The organism is Duganella sp. LjRoot269, from assembly GCF_964254095.1.
Taxonomy (GTDB): Bacteria; Pseudomonadota; Gammaproteobacteria; order Burkholderiales; family Burkholderiaceae_D; genus Rugamonas; species Rugamonas hordei.
In genome coordinates this window covers 4256662-4274584 of record NZ_CAXUSL020000001.1, presented here as the reverse complement: position 1 = coordinate 4274584, position 17923 = coordinate 4256662, and the positions used below count along the sequence as shown (strand labels likewise).

At 64.4% G+C, this 17923-nt stretch carries 15 protein-coding genes; 5 read left to right on the top strand and 10 right to left on the bottom strand.

The features are described from left to right. Positions 1–6: 6 nt before the first annotated feature. Together pyk and ACSQ3S_RS19140 are read left to right on the top strand one after the other, a co-directional pair. On the top strand, positions 7–1449 hold the full coding sequence (pyk, locus tag ACSQ3S_RS19145; RefSeq protein ID WP_436143441.1) for a pyruvate kinase: 1443 nt from the start codon (positions 7–9) through the stop codon (positions 1447–1449). A gap of 32 nt (positions 1450–1481) precedes the next feature. After that, complete coding sequence (locus ACSQ3S_RS19140; RefSeq protein WP_436143440.1) at positions 1482–2315, top strand: urea transporter; 834 nt, start codon at positions 1482–1484, stop codon at positions 2313–2315. Here ACSQ3S_RS19140 and ACSQ3S_RS19135 read toward each other — a convergent pair. Beyond that, entirely contained in the window at positions 2302–3195 is an 894-nt protein-coding gene (locus ACSQ3S_RS19135; RefSeq protein ID WP_436143439.1) for a LysR family transcriptional regulator, read from the bottom strand. The genes ACSQ3S_RS19140 and ACSQ3S_RS19135 overlap by 14 nt on opposite strands. 95 nt (positions 3196–3290) lie before the next feature. Between ACSQ3S_RS19135 and ACSQ3S_RS19130 the strand changes: the two genes are divergently transcribed. Next, entirely contained in the window at positions 3291–4241 is a 951-nt protein-coding gene (locus ACSQ3S_RS19130) for an SDR family oxidoreductase (RefSeq protein ID WP_436143438.1), read from the top strand. A 3-nt stretch (positions 4242–4244) separates the two neighbouring features. Here the strand turns inward: ACSQ3S_RS19130 and ACSQ3S_RS19125 are convergent, their stop codons facing one another. The 9 genes from ACSQ3S_RS19125 to ACSQ3S_RS19085 all read right to left on the bottom strand — a co-directional run bounded on the left by ACSQ3S_RS19125 (position 4245) and on the right by ACSQ3S_RS19085 (position 14714). Continuing rightward, entirely contained in the window at positions 4245–4982 is a 738-nt protein-coding gene (locus ACSQ3S_RS19125; RefSeq protein ID WP_436143437.1) for a substrate-binding periplasmic protein, read from the bottom strand. A gap of 19 nt (positions 4983–5001) precedes the next feature. Then, positions 5002–5190, bottom strand: coding sequence for a 4-oxalocrotonate tautomerase (locus ACSQ3S_RS19120; RefSeq protein WP_353398646.1), 189 nt, complete (start codon positions 5188–5190; stop codon positions 5002–5004). Positions 5191–5201: 11 nt separating this feature from the next. Further along, positions 5202–5369, bottom strand: coding sequence for a hypothetical protein (locus tag ACSQ3S_RS19115; protein ID WP_436143436.1), 168 nt, complete (start codon positions 5367–5369; stop codon positions 5202–5204). A 4-nt stretch (positions 5370–5373) separates the two neighbouring features. Then, positions 5374–6696, bottom strand: coding sequence for a guanine deaminase (gene guaD / locus ACSQ3S_RS19110; protein ID WP_413447259.1), 1323 nt, complete (start codon positions 6694–6696; stop codon positions 5374–5376). Positions 6697–6933: 237 nt separating this feature from the next. Next, on the bottom strand, positions 6934–8028 hold the full coding sequence (xdhC, locus tag ACSQ3S_RS19105) for a xanthine dehydrogenase accessory protein XdhC (RefSeq protein WP_436143435.1): 1095 nt from the start codon (positions 8026–8028) through the stop codon (positions 6934–6936). A gap of 1 nt (position 8029) precedes the next feature. After that, positions 8030–10387, bottom strand: a complete 2358-nt coding sequence (gene xdhB / locus ACSQ3S_RS19100; RefSeq protein WP_436143434.1) for a xanthine dehydrogenase molybdopterin binding subunit — start codon at positions 10385–10387, stop codon at positions 8030–8032. Then, positions 10384–11874 carry a xanthine dehydrogenase small subunit gene (xdhA, locus tag ACSQ3S_RS19095; protein ID WP_436143433.1) on the bottom strand — a complete coding sequence of 497 codons (1491 nt, stop codon included), beginning with the start codon at positions 11872–11874 and terminating at the stop codon, positions 10384–10386. Before xdhA ends, xdhB begins: the two co-directional genes overlap by 4 nt. Positions 11875–11887: 13 nt before the next feature. Then, positions 11888–13642: an allantoate amidohydrolase gene (locus tag ACSQ3S_RS19090; RefSeq protein ID WP_436143432.1), complete on the bottom strand. Its 1755-nt coding sequence runs from the start codon at positions 13640–13642 to the stop codon at positions 11888–11890. Between the two features lie 133 nt (positions 13643–13775). Then, positions 13776–14714: a LysR substrate-binding domain-containing protein gene (locus ACSQ3S_RS19085; RefSeq protein ID WP_176650784.1), complete on the bottom strand. Its 939-nt coding sequence runs from the start codon at positions 14712–14714 to the stop codon at positions 13776–13778. A 222-nt stretch (positions 14715–14936) separates the two neighbouring features. On the opposite strand from ACSQ3S_RS19085, the gene ACSQ3S_RS19080 reads away from it, so the two are divergent. Further along, a complete protein-coding gene (locus ACSQ3S_RS19080) occupies positions 14937–16187 on the top strand; it encodes a urate hydroxylase PuuD (protein ID WP_176650785.1) in 1251 nt (416 codons plus the stop codon). Positions 16188–16201: 14 nt separating this feature from the next. Then, a complete protein-coding gene (locus ACSQ3S_RS19075; RefSeq protein ID WP_176650786.1) occupies positions 16202–17827 on the top strand; it encodes an HAL/PAL/TAL family ammonia-lyase in 1626 nt (541 codons plus the stop codon). Positions 17828–17923 lie beyond the last annotated feature (96 nt).

Here is a 17923-nt window from a genome sequence, read left to right as displayed (position 1 = left end):
TACCCAATGCGACGTCAACGTCAGGCCAAAATCGTGGCCACGCTCGGCCCGGCCAGCAGCTCCAGGGAAGCCATCCTGGCGCTATTCGAGGCCGGTGCCGATGTGTTCCGCTTTAACTTCAGCCACGGCACCCATCAGGACCACCAGGCGCGCTGCAACATCGTGCGCGAGATTGAACGCAGCGTCGGCCGGCCCATCGCCATCCTGGCCGATTTGCAGGGACCCAAGCTGCGCGTGGGCCAGTTCGCCGAAGGCAAGGTAAAGCTGGAGGCTGGTCAGGAATTCTCGCTGGACCGCGATCCGGCGCCGGGCGATGCGCAGCGCGTCTGCCTGCCGCACCCGGAGCTGTTCGAGGTGATCGACGCCGGCCAGTCGCTGCTGCTGGACGACGGCAAGGTGCGGCTGGCGGTGCTGGCCAACGAGGGCCGCCGCGTCATCCGCACCCGCGTCGTCAATGGCGGCGTGCTGTCGGATCGCAAGGGTGTCAATGTGCCCGACGTGGTGCTGCCGATTCCCGCGCTGACCGCCAAGGATCTGCGCGACCTGGACTTCGCGCTGGAGATGGGCGCGGACTGGATCGCGCTGTCGTTTGTGCAGAGGCCCGAGGATTTGCTGCAGGCCCGCGCCATCGTTGGCGACCGCGCTTCGCTGCTGGCCAAGCTGGAAAAACCTGCGGCGATGGATGCGCTGGAAGCGATCGTGGCGGTGTCGGATGCGATCATGGTGGCGCGCGGCGACCTGGGTGTCGAGTTGCCGCCGGAGTGCGTGCCGGGCGTGCAAAAGCGCATCCTGCGCGCCTGCCGCCAGCAGGGCAAGCCCATCGTCATCGCCACGCAGATGCTGGAGTCGATGATCTCCACGCCGGTGCCGACGCGCGCCGAGGCGTCCGACGTCGCCAGTGCTATCTATGACGGCGCGGACGCGGTGATGCTGTCGGCCGAATCGGCCAGCGGCGCGTATCCGGTTGAAGCGGTGTCGATCATGAACCGCATCATTTGCGAAGTGGAGAAGGATCCGTTGTACCGTCAGATGATCGACGCGCAGAACCAGGCGCCAATGCCCAACAGCGGCGACGCCATCTGCTCGGCGCTGCGCGACGTGACGCAGATCGTCGGCGCGGTGGCGACCGTGACCTACACCAGTTCCGGCCACACCAGCCTGCGCGCGGCGCGCGAGCGGCCGACGGCGCCTATCCTGAGCATCACGCCGAACCTGTCGACGGCGCGCCGCCTGGCGCTGGCGTGGGGCGTGCATTCGACGGTCAGTCCAGACGTGCGCAATGTCGATCGGATGGTGGCGGCGGCTTGCCAGGCGGCGCTGCGTGAAGGCTTCGGCCAACCGGGCGACCAGATCGCGATCACGGCGGGCGTGCCGTTCGGCCAGCCGGGCAGCACCAACCTGCTGCGCATCGCGCAGATATGGCCGACCGACGAGTCTGTCGCGGCGTGATTCTATCGTCGTCTCGTGGCGCTGCGGTTCCCTTGATATTGCAGCGCCAGTTGGTCGGAATAGGGCAGATCTACTTTCAGGCTTCGCCAATATTTGGCACGGTACTGCTGCTTTGCCTGTACTTGAATGCACCGGCACTGGCGTTGGGCTGCGCGCTCGGCGTCAGTTCCGCGTCGCTTGCGGCATGGGCGATGCGGCTGCCGCCGGAAAACCGTCATAACGGTATATACAGTTTCAACGGCGCGTTGACCGGCATCGGCTTGTGCGCCGCGTATCGGCTGGATGGCGCGCTGCTGGTCTGGATCGCAGCCAGCGGTCTGCTGACCGCCGCGCTGACGCAGGTAATGCAGCGCCTGCGCATCCCGCCATTGACGCTGCCGTTTGTCCTGATGATGTGGCTGGCCATGGCAATAGGCCAAAACTTCGGCTTGCAGCCATCGCCGCTGCCCGGCGATTCCAGCTGCGGCAGCGCCCCATTGAACTATCTGTTTTGCACATTGAGCCAGGCGACCTTTATCGGCCTCGCGCCGCTGGGCATGCTGCTGTGGGCCGCGATGTCCCGGTGCGACTGGCATCTGGCCATGTCGGCGCTCGGGGCGGCATCCATATCCTGGCTCACGTTCATTGCCGCTGCGGCGGCATGGCCCGACAGCGGCATCGCAGTCCACGCCACCGGCGCCGGCATCAACAGCACACTCGCCATGCTGGCATTAGGCAGCCGGCAGTGCCGCCTGCATCTGCGCATGGCGGGCGTAGCGCTGAGCATGGCGCTATCCATTGCCCTCGGCGGCCTCTCGCTCCCATACTTTACGCTGCCGTTCATCCTGGCGACCTGGGTAATGCTAAGCGGTATTAAGCGGCATTGACATACTCGGTCAACCCGTCGGCCAGCGCGGCGAAGGTGGTGGCGCAGGCGGGATTGCTGCGCAGGTTTTCATGCATCGCCAGCCAGGTGTCGAGCGGGATGGTGAGCAGGTCGGGCAGCACGCGCACCAGTTGCGGATCGCGCTCGGCCAACCGGACCTGGCAGATGCCTATGCCCAGCCCTGCGCGGATCGAGGCCAGATGTACCAGGTCGCTGTCGCTGCGCAGAGCGAAGGTGTTGTCTTTCAGGTCGCCCAGCAGATGCTGCAGCTTGCGGGTGAACGCCGTCTCGCGGTCCACACCGATCAGCGCGTGGTTGACCATGTCCTGCCAACTGAGCGGAGTGCCGCGACGCTCGAGATAATCGCGCCGTGCGTGGAAGCCCAGGTCGATGTTGCCGATACGCCGCGCCACCAGCACATCCTGGTCCGGACGCTGCATGCGCACGGCGATGTCGGCGTCGCGCCGCAGCAGGTTTTCGATGCGGTTGGAGGTCGTCAGCTCGATCGTGATGCCGGGGTGGTGTCGCGTCAGCCGCGCCAATATCGGCGGCAGTACCTCGACGCCGACCACGTCGCTGGCCGTAACCCTTACCGTTCCCTTGATCTCTCCATGCCCCAGCCCCGACGCCGCCCGCAGCAGCGCGGAAGACGTGGCTTCCAGCGTTTCGGCATACGAGCGCAGCGCATGGGCGGCCTCGGTCGGAATGAAACCCGTCTGCGAACGGGTGAACAGCGATAGCGACAATGCGTGCTCCAGGCCCTCGATGTGGCGGCCGACGGTCGGCTGCGTCAGGCCCAGCGCGCGGGCGGCGCCCGACAGCGATCCCTCGCGCAGCACGGCGAGAAAGGATCGATATAAGTCCCAGTTTGGTTCGGTCATACGAAATTGTATAGCGCCTATGCGAATTTAGGTAATTTTCTTTTAACTCCGTTTGGCCCACACTGGCTACATCAACTCACCACACGGAGAACACCATGGAAAAGACAGCATTGGTATTGGGCGCGACGGGCGGTATCGGCGGCGAAGTGGCACGTTTGCTGCTGGCGCGCGGCTGGACGGTCAAGGCGTTGCACCGCGCTCCGCTCAGCGCGGCAAAGCAGGGCGACGGCCTGCAATGGCTGGCCGGCGACGCGATGAACCGCCAGGACGTGATCGCCGCCGCGCAGGGTGTGCAGTTGATCGTGCACGCGGTGAATCCGCCGGGCTACCGGAACTGGGGCGCGCTGGTGCTGCCGATGATAGACAACACCATCGCCGCGGCACGCGCCAGCGGCGCGCGCATCCTGCTGCCCGGTACCGTCTACAACTACGGCCCCGATGCGTTCCCCCTCATCGACGAGGAGTCGCCGCAGAATCCCGTCACTCGCAAAGGCGCGATCCGCGTGCAGATGGAGGCACACTTGCAGGCGGCGGCCGCCGAAGGCGTGCGCACCTTGATCGTACGGGCCGGAGACTTTTTCGGGCCGAAAGCGGGCAACAGCTGGTTCGCACAGGGCCTGGTCAAACCCGGCAAGCCGCTGACGGCGATCAGTTATCCCGGCAGCGTGGGTATCGGCCATCAATGGGCCTATCTGCCTGACGTGGCGGAGACGATGGTGCGGTTGATCGAGAAGGACGATCAGTTGGAGACCTTCGCGCGCTATCAGATGGAAGGCCACTGGGATGCCGACGGTACGCAGATGGTCACGGCGATCGCGCGCGCCGCCCGCCGGCCGGAGCTGAAGGCAAGTGCTTTCCCCTGGTGGTTGCTGTCGCTGGCGTCGCCGTTTGTGACGGTGTTCCGCGAACTGCGCGAGATGCGCTATCTGTGGCGGCAGCCGGTGCAGATGTCCAACCGCCGGCTGGTCAAGATGCTGGGCGTGGAGCCGCGCACGCCGCTCGACGTCGCTGTGCGGAGCACCCTCGTTGGCCTGGGCAGCCTGTAAGTATTACGCCAGCCCGTATTTGGCGAGGATGCGCTGCGACGTACCGTCGGCATCCATCGTCGCCTTCGCACGCTGGAACTGCTGGGCGGCAGCGTCGTCGAAGTCCAGCGATCCGGCCAGCCACGCGGTGGTGCTGCGTACCGGTGGACTGACCTGGAAATCCTTTTCGGCGTTGCGGCTTCTGAGCGAACTCTGAATAATGAAGCGCTCCCCGAATGCCGCATCGGCCATGCCCTGGAGAAGAAAGCGATGGACTTCCTCGATCGAGCTGGCTTCGATCAGGTTGTGATAGCCCAGGTCCTGCAGCATCAGGGCCTGGCCGGCGCCGCGCAACGTGGAGATGCGTGCGGACTTCATCAATTCCGGATGCTGGATATCGAATTTGCCGTTGCGTGGCGCGAGGAACAGATAATGTTCTTCATACATTGGCGCCAGCCAGCGGAACTTGTTCTCCCGTTCCGGCAAGCGGGTAAGTGGAAAAATGACGGTGGCCGTCATGGCCGTCGCCAGGAACTGAGCGCGCTTCCATGGGAAGAAGTCCACCTTGGGCTCGAGCCTCATCCTTTTGCACAATTCCATCAGCAGCTCGTACAGCGCACCGGGTCTGTCGCCGCCGTTCTCGAGGACCAGCGGCGGCAGGTGTGCGGTGACTACACGCAATTGCCGGCTTTCCGCCGCCAGGACGGAAGCAGGCGTGCAACCAAGTGCCAGTGCCAGGTTGAATAAGGTACGCCGTTTCATGGCGCTATCCTACCCGATTTTAGTCCTGCTCGGACCACAGCTTGCCGGCGGTGGCCCAGTTCTCCCGCTTGCACTCGTGGATGATGATGTCGACCGATTCGGCCGACGCGCCCAGCGTCTGCACGGTGGCTTCGGTGACGGCTTTGACGAATGCGCGCTTTTGCTCCAGCGTGCGGCCTTCAAACAGTTGTACGTTAATAGTCGGCATGGTGCTTCCTTTCAGGAGCGATAGTTCGGGCTCAGTTTATCCAGTTTGCGGAGCAGCGCGGGCCATTCGAGGCGTCCGTCCGGGCTGCCGTCTCCCAGCAGCTGCCGATGCGTCTTCAGGCAGGTTTCGTGCGGCGGCATATCGAGATCGACGCGTGCCTGCCATTCGTCCTTGTTCATCCGCTTAGTCCTGGCGCTGGTGCACGACGCTGCCGGCGGCGTAGGTGGCGGAGATGGCGCGGTCGTCGCCCAGCATGGCGATGGCGAACAGCAGCTCTTCGATCGAATCGGTGCGCTCGGTGCGGCGTGCCAGCAGTGGCGTCGCCTTCGGATCGAGGACGATGAAGTCGGCCTCGGCGCCGGGCACGAAGTTACCGATCGTGCCTTCCAGCTGCATCGCGCGGGCCCCGCCCAAGGTGGCGAGGTAGAACATGCGCATCGCCTGCAGGTAGGTACCGCCCATGCGTGCCACTTTGTAGGCTTCGTTCATCGTCTGCAGCATCGAGAACGAGGTACCTCCACCGACGTCGGTCGCCAGCGACAAAGGGACCCTCTTCGCAAAGGCACGCTCGAAGTCGAACAGGCCGCTGCCGAGGAACAGGTTGGAGGTAGGGCAGACGGAGATCGCCGACTGGGTCTCGCCCATGCGGGCGCGGTCGGTGTCGTCGAGCCAGATGCAATGGGCGTACATCGAGCGCGGACGCATCATGCCGAAGTGGTCGTACACGTCCATATAGCTGCGGGCGTTGGGGAACAGCGATTTGACCCAGGCCACTTCATCGGTATTTTCCGCCACGTGGGTTTGCAGGAAGGTGTCCGGATAGGCCTTGGCCAGCGCGCCGGCCAGCTCCAGTTGCTGCTCGGTGGAGGTCGGAGCGAAGCGCGGCGTGATCGCGTACAGCTGGCGGCCGCGCTTGTGCCATTTCTTGATCAGGTCTTCGGTTTCGCGGGCGCCGCTTTCGGCGGTGTCCTGCAGGAAGTCGGGACAGTTGCGGTCCATTAGCACCTTGCCGGCGACCATGCGCAGGTTGCGTTTTTCGCTCTCGGTGAAGAAGGCGTCCACCGATTGCGGATGCACGGTGCAGTAGACCATGGCGGTGGTGGTGCCGCAGCGGGTCAGTTCATCGAGGAAGAAGCTGGCGACGTTGGCTGCGTGCTCCGGATCGGCGAATTTTCGCTCGGTCGGGAAGGTATATTTCTCCAGCCATGGCAGCAGGCCGGGCGCGGGCGAGGCGATCATGTCGGTCTGCGGATAGTGCACATGGGTGTCGATAAAGCCGGGCATGATGATCTTGCCGCGGTAGTCGTGCAGCGGCGTGTCCTTCGGCAGGAAACCGATCAGCTGGCTGAAGTCTCCGGCCAGGTGGACCTTGCCGTCGTTGACGATCAACAGGCCGTCTTCGTGCCACAGGCAGGCGTTGGCCTGGTAGGCCGGATCGTCGCTGAAGTGGAGAAGGCTGGCGCGATATGCCTGGAAGTTGCCGCTTTGGGTGATGATGCTTGCCATGATTTGATTCCTCGATTTTTGCGGACGGCAGTTGACGCGCGCGCAATTCGCGGCGCGACTGACATGGTCGTCGGCGGTTAAGGCGGGCGCATGGCGCCACACCGGCTGTACGTTTTGTGGATTTAAACTAGCGCGACGGCTAGATCAATGAGAGGCGATGACGCGCTCCCGCCCCGGCGCTGCCGGAGAGTGAGGGCGCCCAGGCTGCAGGCAATGTAGAGAGAATCAGATCGCGCATTATGTGCTGAGTTCCGATGTTTCGAGAGTAGCGGATGCGTCGATTTTAACACTAATCTCCGCCGGAGTCAGAGCCGCGGCTTCCCACACCTGCATCAACTGCGCGGCCACCGAGACGGCGATGACGGCCGGCGCCTTGTCGTGGATGCCGGGCAGACCGATGGGGCAGGTCATGTCGGCCATGCGGGCGGCTGGAATGCCGCGTTCCTGCAGGCGGCGTTCGAACGACACGCGCTTGGTCCTCGAGCCGATCAGCCCGAACCAGGTAAAGTCGGTGCGGCGCAGGATATGTTCGGACAACTGCTGGTCCAGCGCGTGACTGTGGGTCAGTACCAGGAAGGAGGCACCGGCCGGCGCTTCTTCGACCACGGCTTCCGGCGTGTCGGTCGCTTCGACCCGCACGTTGGCCGGCAGCACCGGCGGGAACATGTCGTCACGTTCATCGATCCACACCACCTGGCATGGCAGCTCGGCCAGCGCGCGCACGATGGCGGCGCCGACGTGGCCGGCGCCGAACAGATAGAGGCGAGGGCGGTAGGGCAGGCAGGAGTCGATCAGCCAGCGGTGGCCGAAATCGTCGATGCGTACCTTGCAGTCGATGCCGGGACCGGGACGGGCCAGCATCGCCGGGCCGGGTCCGGACAGGTGGACGCCGGCTGCGTCGTAGATGCTGGCCGGCTCGGCGCAGTCCAGCGGCACCAGGCGCCAGCTGTCCTGGCCATCGCGCCAGCGGCGGGCCAGCGCGCCGAAGTGTTCGCCGGCTTCCGGCATGATGCGTTCAAACGCCAGGTGCACCACGCCGCCGCAGCATTGCCCCAGGCTGGGACCGAGCGGGAAGCGTTCGAGGCGACGCTCGGCATGGACGTCGCCGGCGGGCATGGCCAGCATTTCGCGGGCGATATCGGTGGCGACCATTTCAAGATGGCCGCCGCCGATGGTGTCGAAGGCGTGATACTGAGTGATCAGCATCTTGGCGCCCGGTTCGCGCGGCGCCGAGCCGGCGACCTGCGCCACCGTCACCAGCACGCGCGGCACTGCCTTGCTGGCGGCCGCCGTCAGCGCGTTGAGGTTGAAAGGCATACTGTTGTTGGACATGTCAACCTCGTTCCTGGACCGCAGTGATGGCGTTCAGGATGGATTCGCTGGTAGCCGGGGCGCGCAGCGGCGGATTGTACTTGTGGTCGGCCACGGCGGAACAGGCGTCGCGGATCGCCAGGAACACCGAGAATGGCAGCAGCAATGGCGGCTCGCCGACCGCCTTGGAGCGGTGTATGCTGTCGGCCACGTTGCGGTTCTTGAACAGGCGCACGCTGAAGTTCTCCGGACAGTCCGACACGCCGGGGATCTTGTAGGTCGACGGCGCGTGCGTCATCAGCTTGCCGGCCGCGTTCCACCACAGTTCCTCGGTGGTCAACCAGCCCATGCCCTGTATGAAGGCGCCTTCCACCTGACCGACGTCGATGGCCGGATTCAGCGAGTTGCCGGCGTCGTACAACGCGTCGGCCTTCAACAGCTTCCATTCGCCGGTCAGCGTGTCGACCACCACTTCCGACACCGAGGCGCCGTAAGCGTAGTACGAGAACGGGTTGCCACTCATGGTCTTCGGATCCCAGTGCAGGCCCGGCGTGGCGTAGAAGCCGTCCGACCACAACTGGACGCGCGCCAGGTAAGCCTTCTGAACCAGCTCCGAGAACGGAATCGCAAGGTCGCCGACGTGGACGAAGTTGGCTTCGAAGCGCACGGTGTCGGCATCGCCGTCGTGGCGCTTGGCGGCGAATTCGGCCAGGCGCTTGCGGATGGTGTTGGCCGCGTCCTGCGCCGCCTTGCCGTTCAAGTCCGCGCCGGTGGAGGCGGCGGTGGCCGAGGTGTTGGCAACCTTGCTGGTGTCGGTGGCGCTGGCGCGCACCATCGCCAGGTCGATGCCCAGTTCATGTGCCACAACCTGGCATACCTTGGTGTTGATGCCCTGGCCCATTTCGGTGCCGCCGTGGTTAACCAGCACCGAGCCGTCCGTGTAGATGTGCACCAGCGCGCCGGCCTGGTTGAAGTGGGTGACGTTGAAGGCGATGCCGAATTTGAGCGGCGTCAGCGCGAGGCCGCGTTTCAGCACCGTGCTTTTGGCATTGAACGCGTTGATTTCCTCGCGGCGCTTGCGGTAGTCGGACTCCTGCTCAAGCTGCGCGACCAGTTCGTGGATGACGTTATCGACCACTTTTTGCTGGTATTGCGTGACGTTGCGGCCTTCTTCGTCGTTGCGGCCGTAGAAGTTGATCTTGCGGACGTCCAGGGCATCCATGCCCAGGTTGCGGGCGATTTCGTCCATGATGTATTCGATGGCGATGGCACCCTGTGGACCGCCGAAGCCGCGGAACGCGGTGTTCGACTGCGTGTTGGTCTTGCCGGCCATGGCGCGGATGTCGACGTCGGCCAGGTAGTAGGCGTTGTCGAAGTGGCAGACGGCGCGGGTGGCGACCGGCGCCGACAGGTCGGCCGAGAAGCCGGCGCGCGACACCATCTCCACCTTGGCGGCGACGATGCGGCCATCGTCGCCGTAGCCCATCTCGTATTCATAGTAGAAGCAGTGGCGTTTGCCGGTGACCATCATGTCGTCGTCGCGGTCGGCGCGCAGCTTGACCGGCTTGCGCAGATGCGCGGCCGAGATGGCGGCGCAGGCCGCCCAAAGCGCCGATTGCGATTCCTTGCCGCCGAAGCCACCGCCCATGCGGCGGCACTCGACCACGATATCGTGCGAATGGCGGTGCAGGGCGTGCGCGACCACGTGCTGCATTTCGGTCGGGTGCTGGGTCGAGCAGTAGATCAGCATGCCGTTGCCTTCCTTCGGAATGGCATACGAGATCTGGCCTTCCAGGTAGAACTGTTCCTGGCCGCCGACATGCAGATCGCCTTTCAGCTTGTGTTTCGAACGCTCGAACGCCGCTTGCGCATCGCCACGCGCCAGGTGCATCGGCGGGACGACGAAGGATTTCGCGTCGCGCGCGGCTTGCGGCGTCAGGATGGCCGGCAGCTCCGCGTATTCGATGACGGCTTTCTTGACGGCGCGGCGGGCGTTGTCGTGCGAGTCCGCCACCACGATGAAGATCGGCTGGCCGATGTATTCGACCAGTCCTTCGGACAGGATAGGGTCGTCGTGAATGATAGGACCGCAATCGTTGGTACCGGGAATGTCCTTGTGCGTATAGACGGCGACCACGCCAGGCATGGCCTTGACCGCGTCGAAGTTCATCGACAGGATGTTGGCGTGCGCCTTGGACGAGATGCCCAGCGCGGCGTGCAGCGTGCCTTGCGCTTCCGGGATGTCGTCGGTGTAGGTGGCTTCGCCCAGCACGTGCAGCACTGCCGATTCGTGCGGGTGCGACTGGCCGACTTCGGCCCAGGTCATTGGAACTCCGGGAACCGCGGGCTGCGTCAGGAATGCTTCGGATTTGCTGTTCATGCTGGCACGGCTCCTTCCGCGTAGTGGTAGGCGTTGATCGATTGCACCGGCTGGGCGGAGTCCGGATTGGTCTCCAGCCAGTAGCGGCGCAGCAGGTTTTGCGCGGTCTTCATGCGATAGTTGGCGGTGGCCCGCATGTCGCTCAGCGGGGTGTAGTCCCTGGCCAGTTCGGCCATCGCCAGTTTCAGCGTTTCTTCGTTCCAGCGCTTGCCGTTGACGGCCGCTTCGGCCAGTGGCGCGCGGCGCGAGGTGGTGGCCATGCCGCCGTAGGCGATGTGGGCGTCGCTGACGATGCCGTCCTTCAGCGTGAAGGCGAAGGCGGCGCAGACGGCGGAGATGTCCTGGTCGTAGCGTTTGGCCAGCTTGTAGGTGCGGAAGTGGATATCCTTGCGCGGCAGCGGAATGCGTACGACTTCGACGAATTCGCCCGGCTGCCAATCCTTCTTCATGTAGTCGAGGTAGAACTTCTCCAGCAGCATGGTGCGCTGGCCCTTATCGCTGCGGATGACGATTTCCGCGCCGAGCACGATCATCCACGGCGCCGAGTCGCCGATCGGCGAGCCGTTGGCGACGCTGCCGCCCAGGGTGCCGGTGTTGCGGATAGGCTGCGAGGCGAAGCGCTGCCACATTTCGTGCAGCTCGTCCTTGTAATGCTTGCAGACGGCCTCGTAGGCATCGTTGAGCGAGACGGCGGCGCCGATGGTCAGCACGCCGTCGCTTTCTTCCATGTGGTGCAGTTCGCGCACCTGGCGCACGTAGATGATGTCGCCGAGGTTGCGCATCTGCTTGGTGACCCACAGGCCGACGTCGGTCGAGCCGGCGACGATGGTGGCGGTCGGTTTTTCAGCGCGCAGCGTGGCCAGTTCGGCCAGCGTGCGCGGTGCGTGGAAGGTTTGGCCGTCGTGGCTGTAGCTATACATTTCGGTTCGCTGGATGGATTGCAGCGAGGCTTTCAGCGCCTCGCGGTCGAAACTGACGTGAGGCAGTTCGCCCATGCGGCGCGCGGCCTCGATGATCGGACGGTAGCCGGTGCAGCGGCACAGGTTGCCTGACAACGTTTCATCGACGGTCTTGCGGCACGGCGGCGTGGACTGGCCGTCCTGCTTCAGGTACAGGCTCCACAAGGACATGGCGAAGCCCGGCGTGCAGAAGCCGCATTGCGAACCGTGGCATTCGACCAGTGCTTCCTGCACCGGATGCATGCTGCCGTTGGCCTGCTTCAGGTCCTCGACGGTGAAGACGGCCTTGCCGTCCAGCGTGGGGACGAACTGGATGCAGGAGTTGACCGACTTCATGGCCACTTCGCCGTCGGGCTGCAGCTCGGCCACGACCACGGTGCAGGCGCCGCAGTCGCCTTCGGCGCAGCCTTCCTTGGTGCCGGTGCAGTGCAGGTCTTCGCGCAGGTGCTGGAGCAGGGTGCGGGTTGGTGCGCCGCCCGCGACGTTGTGCACCTCACCGCGGTAGAAGAATCGAATTGGTTCAGTCATGATTGCTCCGCAATTACTTGGTTTGGAACTGGCGCAGGAAGTCCAGGAAGATCTGTGCCGACACTTCGGCGTCGTCGGCCGTCATGGTTTCCAGCGGGTTGTGGCTGATGCCGCCGTTGCCGCAACGGGTGAACAGCATGGCCACGTCGGTCATGCGGGCCAGCGCCATGGCGTCGTGGCCGGCGCCGGACGGCAGTTCGAACACTTCGATGCCGGCGCGCTCGGTGGCGGCGGCCAGCTGCTTGACCAGCCATGGCGCGCATGGCGCGGCCGGAGCCTGCATGATCTTGGTGACCTTGAGGCCGATCTGGCGGCGCGCGCAGACTGCTTCGGCCTGGTTCAGGATGTCGGTGACCGCGGCGTCACGGGTCGCATCGTCGGCCGCGCGGATATCCAGCGACAGCTTGCAGGCGCCGGGGATCACGTTGACCGAGCCGTCCGGCACGTGCAACTGGCCGACGGTACCGACCAGCGAAGGTTCGTGGCCACAGCGGTCTTCCACGTACAGCACGATTTCCGCTGCCGCCGCTGCCGCGTCCTTGCGCATGACCATCGGCGTGGTGCCGGCGTGGCTGGCCAGGCCGGCCAGTTCGACCTGGTAGCGGCAGCTGCCGGCGATCGAGGTGACGACGCCGGTCGGCAGGCCTTTGCCCAGCAATACCGGGCCTTGTTCGATGTGGACTTCGACGAAGGCCAGCACGTCTTCCGGCTTGCGCGCCACCGAGGCAATCTTGCCGACGTCGTGGCCGGCTTCGGTCAGCGCGGTGCGCATGGTGATGCCCTGGGCATCGGCCTTGTCCAGCAGCTTCATGTCGAACTGGCCGATGACGGCGTTCGAACCGAGGAAGGTGCTCTGATAGCGCACGCCTTCTTCTTCCGAGAAGCCGATGATCTCCAGGTCGAACGGCAGGCGTTCGCCGCGCTCGTTCAGGTGCTTGACCACGGCGATCGGCAGCAGGATGCCTTCGCGGCCGTCGTACTTGCCGCCATTGCGGACGGTGTCGTAGTGGGAGCCCGTCAGCAGCGCCTTGGCGCCCGGCTTGTCCGATTTGTAGCGGCCGACCACGTTGCCGACCGGGTCGATCTCGACCTCCATGCCGGCTTCCTTCATCCACGTTGCCAGCTGGGCGGCGGTCTTGCGGTGGGCGTCGGTCATGTAGGCGCAGGTCAGGTTGTCGGCGTCGTCGCTCCAGGCGCCGATCACTTCCGACCATTCCATGATGGTGGGGCCGAATTGCAGTTGCAGTTCCAGCAGCGCGTTCAGACGCATTTCGGCGATGCGGCCGATCTGGCGCAGGCATTCGGCCAGTTCGTCGTCGCGCTGCGACCGCAGGCGGCGGCTGAAGGCGGCGATGATCTCCTGGCGCGACAGGCCGTTGCCGGTCGGGCCTTTCACCGCGAGGATGAAGGGGAAGCCGAATTTGGCGTTGTAGTCGGCGTTCAGCTTGTGCAGCGTGGCCAGTTCGTCGGCGCTGCAGTGGGTCAGGCCGGCCTGCGCCTGTTCGCCGGTCGATTCGGCGGTCAGTTCGCCGGCCAGGGCCGCCTTGCCTGCCAGTTCCGGGTGGGCGCGGACCAGGCCCAGTTGTTCGTCCTCGGTGGCCTTGCGCACGACGGCTTGCAGCGCCTGTTTCAGGGCGGACGTGGTGGCGAATGGACGCTGCGCGGCGGCGCGCTGCGGGATCCATGGCGAATGTTCGTACAGGCCGTGCAGCTGCTGGGTGAACTCTTCGGCGCTGCAGCCGTTCAGGTGATCTAGTGTGATTGTCATCGTTGTGCAGGCGGGGCCTGTCTCCTCTTGGTATAAGAGGAATGATATATGGCGGGGGAGGCTGTTATATATGCCCGGGGCCATAACCGCATTCAGCCCGGGCTTATGGGAAGTGTTGTGACCTTGCCACGGATTATTTGGAGACGAGCGCCTGCGCCGCCTGCGTGACCTGGTCGCGCAGCCATTTGTGTTCCGGGGCGTGGTGCACGCGCTCGTGCCACAGCTGGTAGAAGCGCATCGTCGGGAAGCGCACCGGCACCGTGAAGGTCTTGATCGGCAGGTTGCGCTCGTAGAAGCGCAGGTACTGGCGCCCCGTGGTGAGCACCATGTCGGTCTGCGTCAGCATGTAGGGAATCAGGCTGAAATAGGCCGATTCGACGACCACGTTGCGCTGGTGGCCCTGCTGCGCCAGGAAGCTGTCGATCACGCCGTGGAAGCCGGGCAGCGTGGGCGAGGGCGCCACGTGGGGCAGGCTCAGATAGTCGGCCAGTGTCATGTCGTCCGGGCCGGTGCGCTTGGCGTAGGGGGCGTCCGCGCGCATGGCGCAGATAATCGGGTCCTCGAACAGGCGTGACAGGTGCAGGTGCTCCGGCGGCTGCTCCCAGTTACCGATCAGCAGATCGAGCTCGCCGTCGGACAGCATGCGGATCGAGTCCACTTCCGCGCCCAGGCTGTGGATGATGATGCGGCTCTTGGGCGATTCGCGTCGCAAGCGCGCCACGACGTTGGGCAGGAACTGGATGTCCAGGTAGTCAGGCGCGCCGATGCGGAAGGTACGGCTTTCCTCCTTGGAGGCGAAGGGCGTCTTGTGCAGGAACAGCTGTCCTACTTCGTCGAGGATGCGCTTGGCCGGTTCCTTCAGGCTTTCGCCATGCTGGGTCGGCACCATGCCGCGGCCGCCGCGCACCAGCAGCGGATCGCCTGTGAGCTCGCGCAGCTTTTGCAGCGAGGCGGAGATAGAGGGTTGCGTCTGATCGAGCTTCATCGCCACGCGGGAGACGTTTTTCTCGCAGAGGAGCATGTACAGGATGCGGATCAGATGCAGGTCTAAGTGGTCGGGAAGTTGTGCCATATGGGTCTATCTATAACGGTGAGCCTATTTTTAATATACGGCTACTGCCATACGAAAAGCCAGAATTAGTTTTATCGTTCGTCTCACACCATGCGTGACCTGCGCGTGGTTTTCAATCGGTCGCAGCGGAGCTTTCAACAGTTCGCGGCCAAAAGGGAAATCATCCCAATCGTCTGGAGCGCCCGCGGTGGCAGACGAGCTTAATCCAATCATGGGGACAACATGGAATTGCTCGCTTACGGCGTGGACTGGCTCAATCTATTGGTGCGCTGGCTGCATCTGATCACGGGGATCGCGTGGATCGGCGCATCCTTCTACTTTGTTTGGCTGGATAACAGCATTCGTCCTCCGAAGCCGGGTTCCGACCTGGCCAGGAAGGGCGTGTCCGGCGAGTTGTGGGCGGTGCATGGTGGCGGTTTTTACAACCCGCAGAAATACCTGGTGTCGCCGGCCGAACTGCCGTCGGACCTGCACTGGTTCAAATGGGAGGCATACGCCACCTGGATCTCCGGCTTCTCGCTGCTGTTCATCGTCTACTACTTCAACGCCTCGGCGATGATGATCGATAAGTCGGTCGCGGACCTGACCCAGTTGCAGGCGATCGGCGTGGGCCTGGGCTCGCTGCTGGTGGGCTGGATCTTCTACGACACGTTGTGTCGCTCGCCGCTGGGCCAGAAGGACGGCCTGCTGGGCGTGATCATGTTCGTCTTCATCGTGGCCATGGCCTACGTGCTGACCAAGTTCCTGAGCGGCCGCGCGGCCTATATCCACGTCGGCGCCATGATCGGCACGATGATGGTCGGGAATGTGCTGATGCTGATCATCCCCGGCCAGCGCAAGCTGGTGGAAGCGATGGAGCAGGGCAAATCGCCGGATCCTATCCACGGCAAGAAGGCCAAGCAGCGCTCCGTGCACAACAACTACTTCACGCTGCCTGTGCTGCTGATCATGATCAGCAACCACTACGCGATGACCTACAGCCACGCCTACAGCTGGGCGCTGCTGGGCGCGATCATCGCCGCCGGCGTGCTGATACGCCACTTCTTCAACCTGCGCCACCATGGCAAGACCGCATGGCAGTTCCCGGCGGCGGGCGTCGCCATCCTGGCCGCGGTGGCGGTGGTGATCGCGCCGCGTCCGGCCGCTGCTCCTGTACCTGCGGCTTCGGCGGCGGTTGCCGGCGATGCCGCCGGCGAGGCACATGCCAGCGTCGCGGCACCGGACTTCACTCGCGTGCAGGCCATCGTCAACCAGCGCTGCGTCAGCTGCCACGCTGCGCAGCCTACGCAACCCGGTTTCGCCACCGCGCCGGCCGGCATCAAGTTCGACACGCCTGAACTGATCCGCCAGAACGCGGCCAAGATCAACCAGCAGGCCGTCGTGCTGAAGGCTATGCCGATCGGGAATATGACCAATATCACGCCTGAAGAACGCTCCGAGCTCGGTGCGTGGTTCGCCGCCGGCGCCAACTGACAAGAAGACAGATCATGACTACTACCACCATCAATGGTTTCAACCTGACGGCCGCGCAGGTCGTCGCCGTCGCCCGCAACCCGGCCATCGAAGTCAATCTGGCCGCCTCGTCGCGCGCCGCGCTGAAGGAAAGCCGCGATTACATCGAGTCGACCTGGATGCACGACGAAGCACCGATGATGTACAGCTTTAACACCGGCGTCGGCATGCTGAAGGACACCCGCGTCAAGGTGCAGGACATCGTGCTGTTCCAGACGCAGCTGATCAAGGCCCACGCCTGCGGCATGGGCGAGCCGTTCTCCGAAGAGGTGAGCCGCGCCACGATGCTGTTGCGCGCCAACGCCTTCGCCAGCAACTACTCGGCGCCGCGCGTCGAAGTGGTGGACCGCCTGCTGGCCTTCGTCAATGCCGGCATCCACCCGATCATGCCGCAGAAGGGTTCCGTCGGCGCCTCGGGCGATCTGGCGCCGCTGGCCTACCTGGCCGCCGCCATCGCCGGCTTCGACGAGGCGGAAGTGATGTACAAGGGACAGCGCATGTCGGCTCCCGACGCGATCCGCGCTTCCAACGTCGGCCCGGTCGTCTTCGAGCTGAAGGCCAAGGATGCGTCGGCGCTGATCAACGGCTGTACCGTCTCGCTGGCCGTGGCGCTGCTGGCCGCGGAAGACGCGCGCAACATGCTGTCCGACGCCTGCCTGTCGCTGGGCCTGACGCTGGAAGCGATGCGCGCCGAGATGTCGGCCTTCGATCCACGCATCCACGAAGCGCGTCCGCACGCCGGCCAGATCAAGACCGCCGCCATCATTCGCGACCTGCTGCAAGGGTCGACCCGCACCACCCACGAAGCGCGCGCCGTGCAGTTCCCCGAAGAGCTGCGCCGCACCGATATCCCGTACACGGCCCGCATCCAGGACGTGTACTCGCTGCGTTGCGCGCCGCAGGTCTATGGCCCGGTGTTCGATGCGCTGGACTACATCGACACCATCCTCGACAAGGAAGTGAATTCCGCCACTGACAACCCGCTCATCTTCGGCAAGGACGGTGGCGGCTTCGAGATCATCTCGGGTGGTAACTTCCACGGCCAATACCTGGCGCAGGCAATGGACCTGCTGGCGATGGCCGTCGCGGACCTGGGCAGCATCGTCGAGCGCCGCGTCGCACGCCTGATCGACCCGACCTTGTCGTGGGGCCTGCCGCGCAACCTGATGTCCGGCGTGCGCGGCGTGAACACCGGCTACCCGGTGATGCAATGCTCGCTCAGCTCCCTGGTGATGGAGAACCGCACGCTGTGCATGCCGGGCAGCGTCGACTCGATTCCGGCCAAGGGCAACAGCGAAGACCACGTATCCAACTCCACTTGGTGCGCGCGCAAGGCCGCCACTGTGGTGTCGAACACACAGTACATTGTCGGCGTTGAAATGTTGTTGGCCTCCCAGGCGCTGACGATGACGGAAAGCCTGCTGCCCGGCTTTGTGCTCGGCAAAGGCACCCAGGTGGCGTATGAGGCGGTGCGCAGCCAGATCCCGGCCTGCCTCGACGGCGACCGCTGGCTGCACAACGACCTTGAAGTGGCGCGTTCCTTCATCACCACCGGCTCGGTGCGCAAGGCGGTCGTCGCACAAATAGGTGAATTCGTCTAAACCGGAAGGACCCTGACCAGAGGAGGGTAAACATAGGGCTACGCCGTAGTGAAAATACGGCGCGCCCGACTGTTATAGACCATAACAGATAGCAGG